Below are 18,903 nucleotides of genomic sequence, written 5' to 3'. Positions count from 1 at the left end.
TTTTCACCTCAGTTCAGTATGGGTGAACATAAGAGAGGAGAAGGAGATGATGTGACGAGTGAACGCGCCGGGGGTCCGGCAACGGAGATGTCGGGCGTGACGGTCGAGGAGCCCGGGAGCCTCGGCGATCCGCATGACACCGGCGGTGACGTGGACCGCACCTCGCGCCGTGACCTGGGCGGACACGAAGGATCCGGTGGCCGTGGCGGCCTTGGGCAGGGCGGTCTGCCCGGTGAGCGGGAGGCGCTCGCCGCCGACGCCGAGTCCGCGCGACAGGCCGAGGCCGCCGGAAGGCCGGTGTGCCGCCGCGCGGAGTTCCTCGTCCCGCCCGCTCCCGCCACCTCCCGGCACCCCGAGCTCGCCTACTTCGCCGGCAACTCGCTCGGCCTTCAGCCCCGCGCCGCCCGCGCCGCGATCTCCGCCGAGCTGGACGACTGGGCCCTGCACGCGGTCGAGGGCCACCACCGCGCGGCGCACCCCTGGCTGCCCTACCACGCGGAACTGCGCGAGGACGCCGCGGCGCTCGTGGGCGCGTTCCCCGACGAGACCGTGGTGATGAACTCCCTCACGGTCAACCTGCACCTGATGATGGCGACCTTCTACCGCCCGGCCGGTGAGCGCACCCGCATCGTGATCGAGGACCACGCCTTCTCCTCCGACAGCTACGCGGTGCGCAGCCAGGCCGTGCACCACGGCCTCGACCCCGACGAGACGGTGGTCCGGCTGCGTCCCCGCGAGGGCGAGGACTGCCTGCGCACCGCCGACATCGTGGACTACCTGGCCCGCGAGGGGCACCGGGTGGCGCTCGTGCTGCTGGGCGGGGTCAACTACCTGACCGGCGAGTTCCTCGACATCCCCGCCGTCACCGCGGCCGGGCACGCGGCCGGGTGCCGCGTCGGCTGGGACCTCGCGCACGCCGCGGGGAACGTGCCGCTCGCGCTGCACGACTGGGACGTGGACTTCGCGGCCTGGTGCTCGTACAAATACCTCAACTCGGGGCCCGGCGCCGTCGCCGGATGCTTCGTGCACCGGCGCCACGTGACCGATCCCACGCTGCCCCGGCTCGCCGGATGGTGGAGCACCGAGGAGGCGACCCGCTTCGAGATGCGGCCCGAACTCGTCCCGGTACCCACCGCCGACGCCTGGCAGATCTCCAACCCGCCGATCCTCGCGATGGCCCCCGTGCGGGTCTCGCTGCGGATGTTCGCCGAGACGGGGATGGCGGCGCTGAGGGAGCGGAGCCTGGCGCTCACCGGCTACCTGGAACGGCTGCTCGCCGAGGTGGTCCGCGACCGCCCGCTGGAGATCGTCACGCCCGCCGACCCGGCCAGACGCGGAGCCCAGCTCTCCCTGCGGGTGACCGGCGGCGTCCCCGGCGTCGACGACGCCGCGGCTCTCGCCGACCGGCTGCACGAGGTCCACGGCGTCCTCGCCGACGTGCGGCGCCCGGACGTCATCCGGCTCGCCCCCGTGCCCCTGTACTCCACGTTCCACGACTGCTGGCGGGCCGCCGACGCGCTCGCCAGGGAGGTGAGCCCGAGATGAGGTCCCCCGGCGAGGTCGCCGTGGTCGGCGCGGGGCTGGTCGGCTGCCTGACGGCCTGTTACCTGGCCCGCCGAGGCTACGAGGTCACCCTGTACGAGCGCAGGCCCGACCCGCGCGAGGCCACGCCTGAGCGTGGGCGCTCGATCAACCTGGCGATCTCCGAACGGGGGATCGACGCGCTGCGCCGGATCGGGCTGGACGAGGCCGTGCTGAAGGCCGCGCTGCCGATGCCCGGCCGGATGATGCACGCCCCCGACGGCACGCTCAGCTTCCAGCCCTACAGCGCGGGAGGGCAGCGGGCGATCAACTCCATCAGCCGCTCCGAGCTCAACCGCACCCTGCTGGACGCCGCCCTCGGCATGCCGGGGGTCCGCGCGCTCTTCGAGCACCGGCTGACCGGACTCGACGTCGACTCGGGCCGGATGGACTTCCACACGCCCGGCGGTCCCGTCACCCGCACCGCCCAGGTCGTGCTCGCCGCCGACGGCGCCTACAGCGCGGTACGGGGACGGCTGCAGTTCCTGCCCGGCTTCGACTTCAGCCAGGAGTATCTCGACTACGGCTACAAGGAGCTGACGATCCCGGCGCGCGACGGCGGGTTCGCCCTCGACCCGGGCGCGCTGCACATCTGGCCGCGCGGCAAGGCGATGATGATCGCCCTGCCCAACCCGGACAGGTCCTTCACGTGCACGCTGTTCTGGCCCAAGTCGGGGCCGGGCAGCTTCGCCGAACTGGACACCGCGGAGCGCTTCGAGGAGTTCTTCGCCGCGAACTACGCCGACGCCCACGCCCTCATGCCCGACCTCGCCGACGACTACGCCCACAACCCGATCGGGCACCTGGTCACCATGCGGGCCCGCCCCTGGCACGTACGCGGCACGGAAGGAGCGGTGGTCGGCCTGCTCGGAGACGCGGCCCACGCGATCGTCCCCTTCTACGGCCAGGGCGCGAACTGCGGCTTCGAGGACTGCGTGGAGCTCGACCGCTGCCTGGAGGAGGCCGGCGACGACTTCCCCAGGGCCCTCGCCATGTACGGGGCCCGGCGCAAGGAGCACGCCGACACCATCGCCGAGCTCGCGCTGGAGAACTTCGTCGAGATGCGCGACAAGGTCGCCTCCCGGTCGTTCCTGCTGCGCAAACGCGTCGAGCACGGCCTGGAACGGCTGCTGCCCGGCGTCTACGTCTCCCGCTACGAGCTCGTCTCGTTCAGCACGGTGCCCTACGCCGAGATCCAGCGGCGCATCTCCCGCCAGCGCGGGGCGGTCGCCGCCGGGGCGCTCGGCGCGCTGGCCGCGGTCGCACTGGCCACCCGCGCCCTGCGCCGCCGCTGACCACCTTCGCGCCCGGGGGAGGGGTCAGAACAGCCGGGGGGTCACCACGGACACGACCGTGGTGACCCGGTCGGTGTCGTTGAACATGCTGTGCGGGACGGTCGACCTCAGGTGGACGCTGTCGCCCGGGTACAGCCGGTGCTCGACGCCGTCGACCTCGTACAGCAGCTCGCCCTCCAGCACGAAGGCGAACTCCTCCCCGGCGTGACCGTAGGAGTTCTCGCGTTTGCCGCCGGGCGCGATGTGCACCAGCAGCGGTTCGAGCACCAGGTTCGGGCCCCTCGCCGAGAGCATGCGGTAGGTCTGCTGGCCCGAGATGTATTCGGTGGCGGCCGTCGCCGAGCGGGTGAGCGTGAAGTGGCTCGGCAGATGGGAGACCGGGGCGCGCGTCTCCTGTGTCTCCTCCTCGGGCGGCACGTCGTTGAAGAACTCCGCCACGCTGCGGTCGAGCGCGGTGGCCACGCTGTTGAGCGCGGTCAGGCCGATGGAGGAGATCCCCCTCTCGACCTGCGAGAGGAACCCGATCGAGAGCCCGGAGTGGGTGGCGAGACCGCGTAGGGTCAGACCGCGCTCCTTACGGAACTGCCGCATCCGGGCTCCGACGGCGTCGTGGCGGTCCAGCTCCTCACCGCTGTGACGCTCCGATGTGCCCACCCGCGGCTCCCTCCGTCAAGCGGCGTGGCCGCCTGTTCGCTCTAGCTAAACATATTTCATAACAAGAGTCGTCGCGCGTCAAAAAGGAGTCGGAAATGGCAGACGGTGATGCCCGGCAGCGGGCCGCAGGGCCCTGGGGGCCGCAGGATCCGCAGGTGTTCCTGAGCGACGTCCCCGGTTCCTATCCGTGGCGCGTTCTTCATGAACGGCACCCCGCCCTGATCGAGAAGGTCCGCACCGCCACGCCGTACGACCTCGGGGTGAACCGGGCTCTCGACCTGCTGCTTGAGGAGATCGAGGGGGTGATCGAGCCGCTTGAGGAGTCCGCGCACGACCGTGACCTGTGGGAGAGCTGGGACCGGGGCCATGTCGGGCGGCGGTGGGACGACGCGCCGTTCCTGTGGGCGGAGAGTTACTTCTACCGCAGGCTGCTGTCCGCGGTCGGCTACTTCGGGCCGGGCCCGTGGCGAGGCGTCGACCCGTTCGAGCCCTTCAAGCAGGCCGAGCTGCTCGGCGAGGCCGTCGACGAGGAGCTCGGCGAGCTCGACGCCCTGGCCGAACTGCCCTCCGCCGAGCGGGCCCAGGCGCTCGTTCTGCGGGCGCTGTGGGGGAACCGGGCCGACCTGGTGTTCCGGGTCGCGGCCGGCCCCGAACTCGCCGGGCGGGAGTCCGGGCTCCTCGCCGACGACAGCGCGCTCCTGTGGTCACTCGTCGACGGCGGGGAGGCCGGTCGCGGAGGGCTCACGAGGATCTGCCTCGTCGCGGACAACGCCGGGAGCGAGCTGCTGCCCGACCTCGTCCTCATCGACCACCTGCTGCACGCCAGGGGAGCGGGCGAGGTCGTCCTGCACGTCAAGCCCCTGCCGTACTACCTGTCCGACGCCACCCCCGCCGACGTCCTGGCCTGCCTGCGCCGGATGGCCGCCGCCGGCGGCGAGGCGGGAGAGGTCGCGGGGCGGCTGCGGGCGGCGCTCGGGTCGGGGAGGTTGCTCCTGCGGGCGTACGCCTTCTCCTGCGCGCCCCTGCCCTACCACGAGATGCCTTTCGGCATGCGGGAGGACTTCGCGTCCGCGTCACTAACGATCATGAAGGGTGACCTGAACTACCGCCGTCTCGTCGGCGACAGGGCCTGGCCGCACACCACCCCGTTCGCCGAGGCCACCGCGTACTTCCCAGGCCCCGTCGTGGCACTGCGCACCCTGAAGTCCGAGGTCGCCGTCGGCCTGGACGGTGACGTGGTCACGTCGCTGGAGGCCACGGGCGGTCCCTGGCTGACCACCGGGGCTCACGGCCTCATCCAGGCCAGGGCGTGAGCGGCCGGGTCAGCCGGAGCTGGGGATGATCGGGCCCTCGCTCGCCTGGACGAGGACGAAGCCCTCACCCCTGAACGCGAGCTGCAGAGCCTCGCCGCTGCCTCGCCCGATCAGGGCCCCCGCCTTCATCGTGCGGTTGACCCCCACGTGCAACCCCGCGCTCCAGCACACCGCGGACTGGCCGTCGGCGAAGGTCGGCGCCTGGGAGGTGTCGAGGAGCACGGGGGCGCCGTGCGCGGTGACCGCCACCCAGCCGGTGCCCTTGAGCGTGGTGTTGAACAGGCCGCCGGTGGCGACGCCCGCGCCCTGGACGCGCTGGATGTCCCAGGTGAGCTGCGGGTCGAAGGCGAGCAGGTTGGTGCCGTTGACGGTGAGCGCCTCGTCCTCCAGGTAGAACAGGTGCACGTCGGTGGCGTTGTCGGCGAAGAAGATCACGCCCTGCCCGCGGACGCGCATCAGCGGCGCGCCCTCCCCGCTCACCATCTTCTTCAGGAAGCGGCCGACGCTTCCCGCACCCTCGTAGTCGAAGTCCATCTGTCCCTGGAAGGCGACCATCGATCCCTGTCGTGCCAGGACCTCTCCGTTCAGCCGCACCCGCAGCATCTTGGCGTTCTGCAGGGCGAAGTGGCCGGGGAACCGGTCCTGGTCAAGGTTTCCGAAGAACGAGCTGCGCACGGGAGATGCCTCTCAGCGTCGGGGACGTCGCATGGTGAACGGTCGCATGAGATTGACGAATCCGGCCGCGCGGGAGTTCCCTTCGGCGATTCATCAGCGGCTCCTCAGTGGCTCCGTTTGAGCATCGCGTCCGCGAGCGCGTCGGCGGCCTCGCCGAGCCGGCGGCCCACCGCGTCGAGCCGCGACAGCAGCTCGCGCCTGCGCAGGGTGTCCATGGTCAGCCGCTCGGCGAACAACTCGGCGAGCCGGGCCTGGTAGAGCTGGCGGACGCGACTGCACGCCTTGCGGGTGGCGAGCACGGCCCCGGTGACCGAGGCCGGGTCGTCGATCATCTTCAGTACGGCGCCCTCCAGCTCGTCGAGACCGTCGATCACCGCCCGCAGCGGCTCGACCGCGAACCGCACGTCCTGTGGCCCGAACAGGTCGATCTCGCGCACACAGTCGCGGAGCTGGTCCAGCACGTCGTCGATCGAACGGGAGAGCCTGAACAGGTCCTCCCTGTCGAGAGGGGTCGCCAGCACCCGCCGCAGGATCCGTACCAGCCGGGCTCTGGCCTCGTCCCCCTCGTGCTCCACGTCGGCCATCCGGGCCCGCGCCTTCGACCGTTCGATCTCGCCGTCCGCGACCGAGAGGGCGAGCACGGCTCCCGCCCGCGCGATGGCGACCTGCTCCCGCACCAGAGAGACGATCCGCCGCCCCGACCGGCCGCGCAGGTCGTCCCAGGCACGCGCGAACCTCCGGGTGCGGCCCTCGGTACCGCTCACATCAGCCTCAGCGCGAGACCGCCGAGACAGCCCAGCGCCATCGACGACGGCAGCGTGACCAGCCATGCCGTACCCACGTTCACGACGCCCTGCCATCGCACTCTCCTCGTTCCCTCGCTCGTCGCCGCGCCGACCACCCCCGCGGTGATCGACTGGGTCATGCTCACCGGGCTTCCCAGGGCCGAACTGCCGAGGACGGCGCCGGTGGCCGCCGTCTCGGCGGAGACGATGTGCAGCGGGCGGGTGATGACCACCCCGCGGCCCAACCGGCCTCCGACGCGGATCAGGCTCGTCAGGGCACCGGCGAGGAAGAGCACCACGAGGGCGGCCATCCACACCGGCGGGACCTCGACGGGCCCCACCCCGCCGAGCCCGTGACGGCTCACGCCGATCGCCACGCTCACCACCGCGATCATCTTCTGGCCGTCGTTCACCGCGTACGCCACGCACTGGGCCGAGTAGGCGAGCAGGTGGGTGGTGAACACCAGTCGCGGCATGCGGCGGTAGGACGGCACGTGGTGCGACAGGGCCCCCAGCAGATAGCCCAGGACCAGCCCGGCGAGGGGCGCGCAGGCCCCGATCGCCAGGACGGTGCCCAGCTCCCCCCACGACACGGAGAGCCCGGCGCCGAGTCCCGCGCCGCTGATGCCGCCGATCACCGCGAGGGTGAGGCTGGTCGGCAGGCCCCTGCCGGTCAGCACCGCGACCACCGCCACCGCGATCACCACTCCCACCAGGAACGCCGCCGCGCCGCCGCTCGTCCCGAGCCCGGCCAGCCGCTCGGTGAACGTGCGCGCGACCGCGACCCCCAGGAGGTACGGGACGGCGAAGAGCACGGCCACGAGGAGCACGGTGACCGCCCATCCGGGGGAGCGGGGGAACCTGAGCCCGAGACCGATGATGGTGGCCCCGTCGTTGGCCCCGCTGGCCAGCACGAAGAGGATCGCCACGACGGCGAACGCGAGGGTCCATCCCATCAGCGGTGATACCGCCGTTCGTGCCTCGCGCCCGCGCCGCACCGGTGTCCCGGATGCCTCGCCGTCACGCCTCCCCCTCGCCCCCGGGAGCGCGGAGGGCACGGGCGGTGCGGAGGGCGGGGACGGCGAGGGCGGCGAGGGGGTGCGCGCGGCCGGTGCCGCGGAGACGGTGGCGGGTCGGCCTTCCGAGAGGACGGAGGAGACCTGGGGATGGTCCGTGGCCACATCTCGGCGGACTCGCGCGCATTTATGCCCCTTCAATGAGAAAGCTTTAGTTTTAGGTTAACAGAGGGTAAACGAAGGGGGAATTGCCGCTGACGTACAGATGACATCCTGTCTTCGCCGGTACGCGACCGACGGGAAGTGGCCGGGCGGGACGCGCGGAGGCGGACGTCGCCGCGAGCGGGTACGGCGAGGTTGTTACGATCGGCCGGTGCCGAGGCGGGGAGGTGGAGGGTGGGCGAGCGCCCCTACGTGCTGCTGAGCTGCGCGATGTCCGTCGACGGATACATCGACGACGAGACGCCACGACGGCTCCTGCTCTCCAACGACGAGGACTTCGACCGGGTCGACGCGGTCCGCGCCACCTGCGACGCGATCCTGGTCGGAGCCGGCACCGTCCGCCGCGACGATCCGCGGCTCCTCGTCAGGTCGCGGGAGCGCGCGCTGGAGCGGGTCGCGCGCGGCCTGCCGCCGTCTCCCGCGAAGGTGACGCTCACCGCCACCGGAGACCTCGACCCGGGCGCCGCCTTCTTCACGGCCGGTGACGCGGAGAAGATCGTGTACGCCGCGCCGACGGCGGTGGCGAAGCTCGACGGGCGTCTCGGCGGGGCCGCCGAGGTGGTCGACGCCGGTGCCCCGGGTGCCGACGGCGGCACGGACGGCACAGTCGGCGCGATCGGCACGGGCGGCACGGTCGACCTGGGTCGTGTCCTGGGTGACCTGTACGGGCGGGGGGTGCGCCGCCTGATGGTCGAGGGCGGTACCTCCGTGCACACCCGCTTCCTGCGGGAGGATCTCGTGGACGAACTCCACCTCGTCGTCGCCCCGTTCTTCGTCGGCGATCCGGCGGCCCCGCGTTTCGTCGGGGGCGGGGAGTTCCCCCGTGACCGCGATCGCAGAATGGACCTGGCGGAGGTCCGCAAGATGGGCGACGTCACCCTCCTGCGCTACCTGCTGACCTGAGACGCCGTCCACGGGGGAGGCCGAGATGAGCGACCGCGAATGGCTGGAGCTGGCGTGCGACCTGGCGCGGTCGTGCCCGCCCTCGGAGACGGCCTTCTCGGTCGGCGCCGTGGTCGTCTCCGCCGACGGTGAGGAGATCTCCCGGGGCTACTCACGGGAGAACGATCCGCACGTCCACGCGGAGGAGTCGGCGCTGGCCAAGATCTCCCCGGACGATCCCCGGCTGGCCGGCGCCACGGTCTACAGCAGCCTGGAGCCGTGCAGCGCGCGAGCCTCGCGTCCCAGGACCTGCACCCGGCTCATCCTGGACAGCGGGGTGCGGCGCGTGGTGATGGCGTGGCGCGAGCCGCTGGTCTTCGTCGACTGCCACGGGGCCGAGGAACTCGCGGCGGCCGGGGTGACCGTGCTGGAGATCCCCGAGCTGGCGGACCGGGCCCGCGAGCCCAACGCCCACCTCATTCCCGGCTGAGGGGCTCTTCGTCCGGCTCTCCGGCCGATCGGCTCCTCGCCCGCCGCCTCCCGCGCCTGCCCCCGGGTTGTCCGGGTTGTCCGGGCTCGCGGTGCTTCGTTACCCGGCCGATGGGCCGGGTAATCGCGGTAGTGATTACTTATAGTGATAAAAGTAATTGCATAATCCTCTTAACTGCGCTTATGTACGATTTTTCGGTTTGTGTAGTCGCTCCTCTCGGTAGTCAGTAGATATCGAACGAGAGGCCGAGCGCCATGGGATTTCTCGGTAAAAATGCGACTTTTCGTGACTCATTGGCTGTTTTGTTGGTCAATGGGGAGATCACCCACGTCGTGACGCGACCGGGGGAGCGACGGTGACCGGCACCGTTCTCGTCGCCCGCCTGGACAAGGCGGGCGATGTCCTGCTGGCGGGACCCGCGATCCGCGCGGTGGCCGCGAGCGCGCGGGAGGTCGTGCTGCTGACCGGGCCGTACGGCCGGGCCGCCGCCGAACTGCTGCCCGGGGTGTCGAGAGTGGTGGAGTGGCGTACGCCGTGGATCGATCCCGCCGCGCCGCCCGTGACCGGCACGCACGTCCTGAGGTTGCTGCGCGTCGTCCGTGACGTGGCTCCCGACCAGGCGCTCATCCTCACCTCGCACCACCGGTCTCCGCTGCCGCTGGCTCTGCTGCTCAGGCTGGCGGACACGCCGAGGATCGCCGCGATCTCCACCGACCATCCGGGCTCGCTGCTCGACGTGTGGCACGTCGTCGACGAGGAGGCGGACACACCGGAGCCCGAGCGAATGCTCGGGCTGGCCGCGGCGACGGGATTCGAGCTCCCGGCGGGAGACGCGGGCGGCCTCGCCGTACGGCACCCGCTGCCCGATGTCGGCCACCTCACCGGGGCGCCGGGCTACGTGGTCCTGCACCCCGGCGTCTCGGCACCCGCCAGGGCGTGGCCGGAGGAGAACTGGGCGCGCGTGGTCCACGACCTGGTCCGCTCGGGTCGCAGGGTCGTCGTGACCGGCGACCGGGACGAGCGGGGACTCACCGCGCGGATCGCCTCCGGCGCCGGGCAGCACGGCCTGTCGCCGGGGCCCCTCTTCGCGGGCGACTGGATGAGCGAAGGCCCCGCCCGCCTGCGCGGCTGGGAGGCGGACGAGCCCGCCTTCACGGCGGGCTGGGTCGACGGTGAGTCGGCCGCGACGGGTGGCCGGGGTCCGAACGGACCCCCGGGTCCGCGTGACGGGCGGTCCGGCGGCCACCCGGGCAGGTCCGTCGTCGACCTGGGCGGCAGGACGACCTACCCCGAGTTCGCCGCGGTGCTCGAAGGAGCGTGCGCGGTGGTCGTCGCCGACGAGGGACCCGCCCACCTCGCGGCGGCGGTCGGCACACCGGTCGTCGGCCTGTTCGCCTCCGCCGGGCGCCGGGCGCCGTACGGGGTGCCGGCCGTGCTCCTCGGAGACCGGCGGACGTCCAGCGAGACGACGTGGGCCGCAGCCCGTCCGGTCGCCGGTCACCCGTGTCCGGCGTCGGTGCCGAGCGCGCGGGTCGTCGAGGCGGTCGAACACCTGACGTTTGTGAAAGAGGTCGTCACATGAGGATCGCCCCGACGTTCGCGAAAGAGGTCGTCACATGAGATTCCCCCCGGTACCGGACCATGCGCGTCCCTCTGATGCCGGCAGCGAGACCGACAGGGAACCCGGCAGCGAGACCGGCGGTGACACCGCGAGGCGGAACGTCGCCCCGGAGGACGATCGGCCGGTCATGATCGTGCTGCGCGGGCTGGGGCTGGGTGACCTGCTCACCGTCGTCCCCGCCCTGCGGGCTCTGCGGCGATCCCATCCCGGCCACCGGATCGTGCTGGCCGCGCCCGCCGCGCTGGCGCCCCTGGTGCCGTTGATCGGCGGGGTGGACGAGGTGTGCGACGTGTCGGGCCCCGGTCACGTGCCGCGCCTCGGGCGGCGCGTCGACGTCGCCGTCAACCTGTACGGCGGTGGCCGGCGAGGCATCGCCGCGCTGCACCGCACCGGCCCGGCGCGACTGCTGACCTACCGGCATCCCGCCTTTCCCGACGCGTACGGACCGGACTGGCCCGACGGCGTGCACGAGGTGCGGCGCTGGTGCGACCTGCTCGGCTGGTACGGCATCGAGGCCGATCCCGCCGATCTGGAACTGGAGCGCCCCCCGCTCGCCGAGGAGGGCTCGCGGCCGGTCGTCATCCACCCGGGAGCCGCGTACCCGGCCAGGCGCTGGCCGCCGGAGCGGTTCGCGCTCGTGGCCGCGGAACTGCGGGACAACGGGCACCAGGTCGTGGTCACGGGGAGCGAGCGGGAAAGGGACCTCGCCGAACGGGTGGCCCTGCTCGCGGGGCTGCCGTCCACGTCCGTGCTCGCCGGGCGCACCGGGTTGCTCGAACTGGCCGGGCTGGTGGCGAGGGCGCGGCTGGTGATCTGCGGCGACACCGGCGTGGCTCACCTGGCGGCCGCCTTCCTCACCCCCTCCGTGACGCTTTTCGGCCCCGTCTCGCCCGCGCTGTGGGGACCGCCGCCGGCGGGGCCGCACACCGTCCTGTGGGCGGGAGGTCTCGGCGATTCCTACGGGTACCGGCCCGATCCGGGACTGCTGGAGATCGGGGTCTGGGACGTCCTCGACGCCGCCGCGCGCCTGATGGAGGTGGGGGTGCGGTGAACGGGCGGCGGGTGGTGGTGACCGGTGGCGCGGGATTCGTCGGGTCACACCTGTGTGAGCGGCTGCTGGGCGAGGGGGCGGAGGTGGTCTGCCTGGACAACTTCCTCACCGGTTCGCCGGCCAACGTCGGGCACCTGGTCGGGTTGCCCGCCTTCCGGCTGGTGGAGTGCGACGTCACGGGTTTCCTGCGGGTGCCCGGGGAGGTGGACCTGGTGTTGCACCTCGCCTCGGCGGCCTCGCCGGTGGACTATCTGCGCCATCCGATCGAGACGTTGAAGGCGGGCAGCCTGGGCACGCTGCACGCGCTGGGGCTGGCCAGGAACAAGGGCGCCCGGCTCGTGCTCGCCTCCACCAGCGAGGTCTACGGAGATCCGCTGGAGCATCCGCAGCGCGAGACCTACTGGGGCAACGTCAACCCGGTGGGACCGCGCAGCGTCTACGACGAGGCCAAGCGGTTCGCCGAGGCGCTGACCACCGCGTACCGGACCTGTCACGGCACCGACACCGCGATCGTACGGATCTTCAACACCTATGGGCCGAGAATGCGCCCCTATGACGGCCGGGCCATTCCCACCTTCGTGCGCCAGGCGTTGCGCGGTGAGCCGATCACGGTGGCCGGCGACGGGGGGCAGACCCGGTCGGTGTGCTACGTCGACGACACCGTGGAGGGGATCCTGGCTCTGGCCCGCGGCGAGATGACCGGGCCGGTCAACATCGGCAATCCCACCGAGCTGAGCGTGCTGGCCCTCGCCGAGACGGTCCGTCACCTGACCGGCTCGGAGTCACCGATCCGCTTCGTCGGCCGCCCCGACGACGATCCGCAGATCCGCCGTCCCGACATCTCCCTCGCCGTCTCCGCGCTGGGGTGGCGGCCGAAAATCGACGTCATCGAGGGACTGCGCCGTACCATCGCCTGGTTCGCGCGGGAACTCAGCGCGTCGCAGGAGCTGATCCCCCGCTGAGAGCCCGCCTTTCCACCGGAGCCGGGGCGGATCGGGAAAGCCCCCTACCCGCCGGGAAGCGGGGCAGGCGGGGTGGATCGCGACCCTCTGCCCGCCGGGAAATCGCGGCCCTCTACCCGCCGGGAAGCGGGATGGGCGAGGTGGATCGCGAAGGCCGCACCGAGGGTCGGTCAGACGGCGGGGACGGCGACGGAGCGGTCGACGCTGCCGGGGGCGAGCACGTGCTCGATGACCATGACGGCGGCGCCGATCACCCCCGCGCGGTCGCCCAGCTCGCTGGCGGTGATCGTCAGGTGCTGGGTGGCGAGGGGCAGCGACCGGCTGTAGATGACCTCGCGAAGCCCGGCGAGCACCTGCTCACCGGCCTCGGAGATGTCGCCGCCGACCACGATCACCGAGGGGTTGAAGAAGTTGACGATCGAGGCGAGCACGTCGCCGACCTCGCGGCCCGCCTGCCGGATGAGCTGCACGGCGTCGGTGTTGCCCGCGCGTACGAGGCGGACCACGTCGCGGCTGTCGTCGGCCTCCACCCCGTCCGCGGACAGCTTGGCGGCCATGGCGGCGCCGCTGGCGACGGCTTCCAGGCAGCCGATGTTGCCGCAGCGGCAGACGGTGTCCAGGGCCGAGGCCACCCGGATGTGCCCGATGTCGCCGGCCGCGCCCTGGGCGCCCCGGTGCAGACGGCGGTCGCTGATGATGCCGCAGCCGATGCCGGTGCCGATCTTGACGAAGATGAGGTGGTCGGCGCTGGGCCGGGCGGCCCAGTGCTCGCCCAACGCCATGATGTTCACGTCGTTGTCGACGAGGACGGGGGCGCCGAGGCGCGAGCCGAGCCACTCGGGAACGGGGAAACCATCCCAGCCGGGCATTATCGGCGGATTGACCGGGCGTCCCGAGCTGTGCTCGACCGGGCCGGGGAGGCCGACGCCGATGCCGCAGATCTCCTCCGGGCGGTGGCCGATCTCGGCGAGCATCTCCTCGAAGGTGCGCTGGAGCCAGCCGAGTGTCTCCTCGGGGCCGCGGTCTATCGGCACCTCGGCCGCGCGCTCGGCGAGGACCGTGGTGCCGAGGTCGGTGACCGCCACCCGGGCGTGGGTGGCGCCGAGGTCGGCGGAGAGGACGACGCGGGCGGTGCGGTTGAACGTGAAGGCGATGGCGGGGCGGCCCCCCGAGGAGATGGCCTCCTCGGTCGGGATGATCCACTGCTGGCTCAGCAACGCGTCGAGACGCTGGGCCAGGGTGGACCTGGCCAGCCCGGTGAGCTGGACCAGTTCGGCCCTCGTTCTGGCCTGACCGTCGCGCAGGATGTTGAGAAGCGCCCCCGCACCGGCGATCGAACCGTTCGCTTCGCTGAACATGCACACAGTCAACACCCCTTGTTTCCGCTGCGTCAAAGCGACTTAGGCGCTCGGCCTGCCTCATTATGCCAAATGGTGACATCCTTTTGCTTGACCATCGCCATAAGAGCGCTTTAGCATCCGGACACATGAAGGAAATCGGCCGGTTACCGACGAATCGATTACCATCCGGTGACGTCGGGACCGGATTTTCGGATGTGTTAGCCCTATCCCTGATATCCCAGGTGTCCCTGGCACCTAAAACGCGTTTTCTCGCCGCCGTATCTCGCGCGGGGACGGTAGCCTCATGATCCTGAGAATGCGTGGCATCGCCAAGAGTTTTCTCGGAGTCCGCGTACTGAGCGGGGTCGATCTGGAGGTCGCCGCCGGAGAGGTGCACGCGGTCGTCGGAGAGAACGGCGCGGGAAAGTCCACGCTGATGAAGGTTCTCGCCGGGGTGCACGCCCCTGACGAGGGCAGCGTCGAGATCGACGGCACCGAGGTCTCCTTCGCCCACCCCGTCGAGGCGCAGCGCGCCGGGGTGGCGATCATCTACCAGGAGTTCAACCTGCTGCCCGAGCGCAGCGTCGCCGAGAACGTCTTCCTGGGCCGCGAGCCCGTCCGGCGGGGGCTGGTCGACAGGGAGGCGATGGAGACAGCCACCGCCCGGCTGCTCCAGGAACTCGGTGAGACCTCCTTCACCCCCCGTGACCTGGTCCGTCACCTCTCCATCGCCCAGCAGCAGGTCGTGGAGATCGTCAAGGCGCTCTCCCAGGACGCCCGGATCATCGTGATGGACGAGCCCACGGCGGCACTCGCGGATCATGAGGTGGAGCTGCTCTACCGGCTGGTGGCCCGCCTGCGGGAGCGGAAGATCGCCGTCCTCTACATCTCCCACCGGCTGCGAGAGGTCTTCGACCTGTCCAACCGGGTGACGGTGCTGAAGGACGGCACGCTGGTCAGGACCGCGGACACCGCCGAGATCACCTCCGACGAGCTGGTCCGGCTGATGGTCGGCCGCGACCTCGGCACCTACTTCCCCGACCGGGGCACGGAGCCGGGAGAGGTGCGGCTCAGCGTGCGCGGCGGAGGCAACGCCGTGCTCGACGGAATCGACCTCGAACTGCGCGAACGCGAGATCCTCGGCGTGGCCGGCCTGCAGGGGTCGGGCCGCACCGAGCTGGCCAAGGCCCTGTTCGGCGCCGAGCCGTTCACGCGCGGCACGATGAGCCCGCTGCGGCCGGCGTCGGTGCGGCAGGCCGTGGCCGCCGGGATCGGCCTGGTGAACGAGGACCGCAAGGCCGAAGGGCTCGCGCTGCGCCAGTCCGTACGGGACAACGCCCTGCTGGTCTCCCGCTCGGTGCGCAGGATCGGCAACGGCGGCAGGATCGGCGGGACCGGCGGGACCGGTGTCCTCGAACTCCTGGAGGCGGTACGGCTCCACCCGCCCCGCCCCGAGCAGGAGGTCCGCTACCTGTCCGGCGGCAACCAGCAGAAGGTCGTGCTGGCCAAGTGGATGACCGTGGCGCCGAAGGTCCTGATCTTCGACGAGCCCACGCGCGGGGTCGACGTGGGTGCCAAGGCCGCCATCCACGACCTGATGCGCGGCCTGGCCGAGGACGGAATGGCGATCATGATGATCTCGTCCGAGCTTCCCGAGCTGATCGGCATGAGCGACCGCGTCGTCGTGATGCGTGACGGCCGCATCGCCGGTGCGCTGCCCGCCGGATCCTCGGAGGAGGCCGTGATGCGCCTGGCCGCCGGTGAGGTGACGTCGTGACCGGCCCTGGCAGGCCCGCGGCGGCGACCGGCACCGCCGCGCCCGCCGCCCCCGTCCCGCAGGAAGGGGAGAGAAGGCGCGCTCTGGCGGGCCGCATCGGCTCGACCCAGGTCATCTACCTCGCCCTGGCCGGGGTCATGCTCGTCGGATGGGTGCTGGTCGCCCTCGACGGGGGCGACTTCCTCACGCTGGAGACCATCGTCGGCATCCAGCAGCGCTCGGCCGCGCTGGGCATCGTCGCGGTCGGTCAGACGCTGGCGATCCTGGTCGGGTCGCTGGACCTGTCGGTGGCGTACCTGATCAGCCTCACCTCCCTCGTCGCGGCCGAGATCATGGCCGGGCAGGACGGCGGGATCGTCCCCGGCGTCGCGGCGGTGCTCGCGGTGAGCGCGCTGATCGGGCTGGTCAACGGCCTGGTCATCACCCGGCTGCACGTCCATGCCTTCATCGCGACCCTCGGCACGGCCCTCATCGTCAAGGGGATCGTGGACCACCTCTACGACGGTCCCGCGGGCAGCGTGCCCGAATCCTTCCAGCGGCTCGGCTACGACAGGATCGGACCGGTCCCCGTCTCCGCGCTGCTGTGGGCCGCCGTCGCGCTCGCCGTCTGGTTCCTGCTGCGCCGCACCAGGCTCGGGTACCGGATCTACGCGGTCGGCGGTGACGAGGAGGTGGCCAGGCTGTCCGGCGTACGGACCGGCAGGATCGTCGTCGCCGCGCACATCCTGTGCTCGGTCTGCGCGGGCGTCGCCGGGCTGCTGCTGGCGAGCAGGCTCGGCGCGGGCGCGCCCACGGTCGGCACCGACGGCGGCTACGACCTGGAGTCGATCGCCGCGGTGGTCCTCGGCGGTACGGCCCTGGCCGGAGGCAGGGGCGGGGTCGCCGGGACGGTCGGCGGGGTGTTGCTGCTCGCCGTGCTCGACAGCGTCTTCAACCAGCTGGAGGTCAACGCGTTCTTCAAGGACGTGGTCCGCGGCCTGGTGATCGTCGTCGCCGTGGCCGTCTACGCCCGCCGCGGCGCGAGGAGGCGATCCCGATGAGAGCCCTCAGGTCCATGGGGCCGATCCTCGCCGTGCTGGCGGTGCTGCTGGTGCTGATCGCGCTGGTGAACCCGTTCTTCCTGGAACCCGCCGGGTTCCTCGCCTTTCTCAAGAGAGCCGCACCGCTGGTCATCCTGGCCGCCGGGCAGTACTTCGTGATCGTCTCGGGGGAGTTCGACCTGTCGGTGGGGTCGCTCGTCACCGTGCAGGTCGTGGTGGCCGCCCGGCTGATCGACGGGCAGGAGCAGGCGACCTGGCCGGTGCTGGCCCTGCTGATCGTGATCGGGCTGCTGGTCGGGCTCGCCAACGGGGCCATCACCACCAAGCTGAGGGTGCCGTCGTTCATCACCACGCTCGGCATGATGCTCGTGCTGTCCGGCGCGGTGTTCCTGTGGACCGGTGGCGCCCCGCGCGGCGCGCTGTCGGAGACGTTCCGGATGTTCGGTCGCAGGGACCTCGGCCCGGTGCCCTGGTCGGTGCTCATTCTTCTCGTCGCGGGCGCCGCGGCGATCCTCCTCATGCGCTCCGACTTCGGCAAGCGGCTCATCGCCACCGGCGACAACGAACGCGCGGCAGGACTGTCCGGGGTGAGGGTCGACCGGACCAGGATCGCCGCCTTCGTCATCTCCGGCCTGGCCGCGGCCGTCGCGGGCATCCTGCTCGGCGGCTTCGCGGGCGTCTCGGCCCAGGTCGGGCAGGGCCTGGAGTTCCAGGCCATCACGGCCGTCGTCCTCGGTGGCGTCGCGCTCGGTGGCGGGCGCGGCTCCGTGGTCGCCGCGATGGCCGGGGCCTTCACCCTCGAAGCGCTGTTCACCCTGCTCAACCTGTACGGGATCTCGGGGGCCCTGGAGTTCGCGGTCCAGGGCGTGATCATCATCGCCGCCGTCGCGGCGAGTTCCGTACGGCTTCCGTTCAGACGCGCCCTACGCGTCTGAACGCCCCCCAGAGAAACAAGGAGAGCCTTCTTTGAACAGATCGATCACGGTGCTCGTCGCGGGTGTCTCCGCGATGTTGCTCGCCGCGGGATGCGCCAGTGACAAGCCGGTGACCTCAAGCGCGGCGCCGGAGAGCTCGGCGGCCGCCCCTTCCACCGCCGCGTCCTCCAACACCGGAGAGCAGTCGAAGTTCTTCGTCCAGGCCGACTACGACGCCCAGCTCGCCATGCGGGCCCAGAGCGCGGAGGGGCCCGCGGACAAGCCGTGGGAGCAGGCCATCGCCCCGGAGATGGTGGACACGGCCAAGTACAAGAAGGATGGTCCCTACAACCTGTGCTTCTCCAACGCGGCGGTGAACAACCCGTGGCGGCAGGTGGGCTGGAAGACCATGCAGGCCGAGGTGGCGCTGCACAAGGAGATCAAGAAGTTCACCGCCCTCGACGCGGAGGGCAAGGACGACAAGCAGATCTCCGACATCGCCGAGCTGGTCGGCAAGGGCTGTGACGCTCTGATCGTCTCGCCCAACACCACCGCGACGCTCACCCCCGCGGTGACGGGCGCCTGTCCCAAGGTCCCGGTGATCGTCTTCGACCGAGGCGTGGAGACCGACTGCCCGGTGACGTTCATCAACCCCATCGGCGGTTATGCCTTCGGCGCCGACGGCGCCGAGTTCCTGGTGGAGAAGGTGCCGGCCGGGGGCAAGGTCCTCGCGCTGCGGATCCTGCCGGGCGTCGACGTGCTGGAGACCCGCTGGTCGGCGGCGAAGGTCACCTTCGACCAGAGCCAGCTCGACGTGGTCGGGGTGGAGTTCACCGACGGTGACGCGGCCAAGACCAAGAGCATCGTGAGCGACTACATCCAGCGGCACGGCAAGATCGACGGGGTGTGGATGGACGCGGGCGCGACCGCCGTGGCGGCCGTCGAGGCGTTCGAGGACGCCGGGGTCCCGGTGCCGGCGATCGTCGGCGAGGACCAGCAGGACTTCCTGCAGAAGTGGAAGAGCGGCGGCCTCACGGCCGTCGCACCGACCTACCCCACCTACCAGTGGCGCACCCCGATCATCGCCGCCCTGAAGATCCTCAAGGGTGAGGAGGTGCCCAAGACCTGGAAGCTCCCCCAGCCCAAGATCACTTCCGAGAACCTGGACACCTACCTGCAGCCCAACATGCCGCCGCTGCACTACGCGCTCTGCGGCTGCGAGAAGCTGCCGGACTTCCCCGCCGCCTGGGGCGGTAAGTAAGGCCGATCTCCCCGCGGACCGGGG

General features: G+C 71.4%; 17 protein-coding genes. 12 read left to right on the top strand and 5 right to left on the bottom strand.

Annotated elements, in window-relative coordinates; genetic code table 11:
* Positions 1-51 precede the first annotated feature (51 nt).
* Positions 52-1,545: a kynureninase gene (gene kynU / locus ACFY3D_RS02890; RefSeq protein ID WP_389974033.1), complete on the top strand. Its 1,494-nt coding sequence runs from the start codon at positions 52-54 to the stop codon at positions 1,543-1,545.
* Positions 1,497-2,876 (top strand): FAD-dependent oxidoreductase, encoded by a 1,380-nt coding sequence (locus tag ACFY3D_RS02885; protein ID WP_389974359.1) that lies wholly within the window; start codon positions 1,497-1,499, stop codon positions 2,874-2,876. Before kynU ends, ACFY3D_RS02885 begins: the two co-directional genes overlap by 49 nt.
* Positions 2,877-2,900: 24 nt before the next feature.
* On the opposite strand, the gene ACFY3D_RS02880 is transcribed toward ACFY3D_RS02885, so the two are convergent.
* Entirely contained in the window at positions 2,901-3,530 is a 630-nt protein-coding gene (locus tag ACFY3D_RS02880; protein ID WP_350947333.1) for a cupin domain-containing protein, read from the bottom strand.
* A 95-nt stretch (positions 3,531-3,625) separates the two neighbouring features.
* Here ACFY3D_RS02880 and ACFY3D_RS02875 point away from each other — a divergent pair, with 95 nt between their 5' ends.
* A complete protein-coding gene (locus ACFY3D_RS02875; RefSeq protein ID WP_389974030.1) occupies positions 3,626-4,843 on the top strand; it encodes a damage-control phosphatase ARMT1 family protein in 1,218 nt (405 codons plus the stop codon).
* A gap of 9 nt (positions 4,844-4,852) precedes the next feature.
* Here ACFY3D_RS02875 and ACFY3D_RS02870 read toward each other — a convergent pair whose 3' ends face one another.
* The 3 genes from ACFY3D_RS02870 to ACFY3D_RS02860 form a co-directional block, all read right to left on the bottom strand.
* The gene (locus tag ACFY3D_RS02870) at positions 4,853-5,518 is read right to left on the bottom strand and encodes an AIM24 family protein (protein WP_362902557.1); all 666 of its coding nucleotides are present in this window, start codon (positions 5,516-5,518) and stop codon (positions 4,853-4,855) included.
* 104 nt (positions 5,519-5,622) lie between these two features.
* The gene (locus ACFY3D_RS02865) at positions 5,623-6,282 is read right to left on the bottom strand and encodes a DUF47 family protein (RefSeq protein ID WP_350947336.1); all 660 of its coding nucleotides are present in this window, start codon (positions 6,280-6,282) and stop codon (positions 5,623-5,625) included.
* A complete protein-coding gene (locus tag ACFY3D_RS02860; RefSeq protein WP_389974027.1) occupies positions 6,279-7,259 on the bottom strand; it encodes an anion permease in 981 nt (326 codons plus the stop codon). The genes ACFY3D_RS02865 and ACFY3D_RS02860 overlap by 4 nt, the downstream gene beginning before the upstream one ends.
* Positions 7,260-7,715: 456 nt before the next feature.
* On the opposite strand from ACFY3D_RS02860, the gene ACFY3D_RS02855 reads away from it, so the two are divergent.
* From ACFY3D_RS02855 to ACFY3D_RS02835, 5 genes are all read left to right on the top strand, one after another.
* Positions 7,716-8,444: a RibD family protein gene (locus ACFY3D_RS02855; RefSeq protein ID WP_389974024.1), complete on the top strand. Its 729-nt coding sequence runs from the start codon at positions 7,716-7,718 to the stop codon at positions 8,442-8,444.
* Between the two features lie 25 nt (positions 8,445-8,469).
* A complete protein-coding gene (locus ACFY3D_RS02850; RefSeq protein WP_389974021.1) occupies positions 8,470-8,913 on the top strand; it encodes a deaminase in 444 nt (147 codons plus the stop codon).
* A gap of 355 nt (positions 8,914-9,268) precedes the next feature.
* Positions 9,269-10,495, top strand: coding sequence for a glycosyltransferase family 9 protein (locus ACFY3D_RS02845; RefSeq protein WP_389974018.1), 1,227 nt, complete (start codon positions 9,269-9,271; stop codon positions 10,493-10,495).
* A 34-nt stretch (positions 10,496-10,529) separates the two neighbouring features.
* Positions 10,530-11,585: a glycosyltransferase family 9 protein gene (locus ACFY3D_RS02840; protein WP_389974015.1), complete on the top strand. Its 1,056-nt coding sequence runs from the start codon at positions 10,530-10,532 to the stop codon at positions 11,583-11,585.
* Positions 11,582-12,547 (top strand): UDP-glucuronic acid decarboxylase family protein, encoded by a 966-nt coding sequence (locus tag ACFY3D_RS02835; RefSeq protein ID WP_350947342.1) that lies wholly within the window; start codon positions 11,582-11,584, stop codon positions 12,545-12,547. Before ACFY3D_RS02840 ends, ACFY3D_RS02835 begins: the two co-directional genes overlap by 4 nt.
* A 170-nt stretch (positions 12,548-12,717) precedes the next feature.
* Here ACFY3D_RS02835 and ACFY3D_RS02830 read toward each other — a convergent pair whose 3' ends face one another.
* On the bottom strand, positions 12,718-13,905 hold the full coding sequence (locus ACFY3D_RS02830; protein WP_362902546.1) for an ROK family protein: 1,188 nt from the start codon (positions 13,903-13,905) through the stop codon (positions 12,718-12,720).
* Positions 13,906-14,191: 286 nt separating this feature from the next.
* Between ACFY3D_RS02830 and ACFY3D_RS02825 the strand changes: the two genes are divergently transcribed.
* The 4 genes from ACFY3D_RS02825 to ACFY3D_RS02810 all read left to right on the top strand — a co-directional run bounded on the left by ACFY3D_RS02825 (position 14,192) and on the right by ACFY3D_RS02810 (position 18,879).
* On the top strand, positions 14,192-15,664 hold the full coding sequence (locus tag ACFY3D_RS02825; RefSeq protein WP_389769408.1) for a sugar ABC transporter ATP-binding protein: 1,473 nt from the start codon (positions 14,192-14,194) through the stop codon (positions 15,662-15,664).
* On the top strand, positions 15,661-16,704 hold the full coding sequence (locus ACFY3D_RS02820; RefSeq protein ID WP_362902542.1) for an ABC transporter permease: 1,044 nt from the start codon (positions 15,661-15,663) through the stop codon (positions 16,702-16,704). The genes ACFY3D_RS02825 and ACFY3D_RS02820 overlap by 4 nt, the downstream gene beginning before the upstream one ends.
* Positions 16,701-17,639 (top strand): ABC transporter permease, encoded by a 939-nt coding sequence (locus ACFY3D_RS02815; RefSeq protein WP_362925783.1) that lies wholly within the window; start codon positions 16,701-16,703, stop codon positions 17,637-17,639. Before ACFY3D_RS02820 ends, ACFY3D_RS02815 begins: the two co-directional genes overlap by 4 nt.
* Positions 17,640-17,712: 73 nt before the next feature.
* A complete protein-coding gene (locus ACFY3D_RS02810) occupies positions 17,713-18,879 on the top strand; it encodes a substrate-binding domain-containing protein (protein ID WP_389770219.1) in 1,167 nt (388 codons plus the stop codon).
* The last annotated feature ends 24 nt before the right edge of the window (positions 18,880-18,903 follow it).

Origin of the sequence: Streptosporangium sp. NPDC000509 (genome assembly GCF_042898365.1) — a bacterium.
In the GTDB taxonomy this organism is placed as follows: Bacteria; Actinomycetota; Actinomycetes; order Streptosporangiales; family Streptosporangiaceae; genus Streptosporangium.
Note: the sequence above shows the minus strand (reverse complement) of the source record. Positions and strands in the feature narration are given on the sequence as shown.

Excerpts from the sequence above, each read along its gene's own strand:
- ACFY3D_RS02875 (WP_389974030.1), top strand. The coding sequence starts at position 3,626 with ATGGCAGACGGTGATGCCCGGCAGCGGGCCGCAGGGCCCTGGGGGCCG.
- ACFY3D_RS02860 (WP_389974027.1), bottom strand. The coding sequence starts at position 7,259 with ATGGGATGGACCCTCGCGTTCGCCGTCGTGGCGATCCTCTTCGTGCTG.
- ACFY3D_RS02850 (WP_389974021.1), top strand. The coding sequence starts at position 8,470 with ATGAGCGACCGCGAATGGCTGGAGCTGGCGTGCGACCTGGCGCGGTCG.
- ACFY3D_RS02840 (WP_389974015.1), top strand. The coding sequence starts at position 10,530 with ATGAGATTCCCCCCGGTACCGGACCATGCGCGTCCCTCTGATGCCGGC.
- ACFY3D_RS02830 (WP_362902546.1), bottom strand. The coding sequence starts at position 13,905 with ATGTTCAGCGAAGCGAACGGTTCGATCGCCGGTGCGGGGGCGCTTCTC.
- ACFY3D_RS02825 (WP_389769408.1), top strand. The coding sequence starts at position 14,192 with ATGATCCTGAGAATGCGTGGCATCGCCAAGAGTTTTCTCGGAGTCCGC.
- ACFY3D_RS02815 (WP_362925783.1), top strand. The coding sequence starts at position 16,701 with ATGAGAGCCCTCAGGTCCATGGGGCCGATCCTCGCCGTGCTGGCGGTG.
- ACFY3D_RS02810 (WP_389770219.1), top strand. The coding sequence starts at position 17,713 with ATGTTGCTCGCCGCGGGATGCGCCAGTGACAAGCCGGTGACCTCAAGC.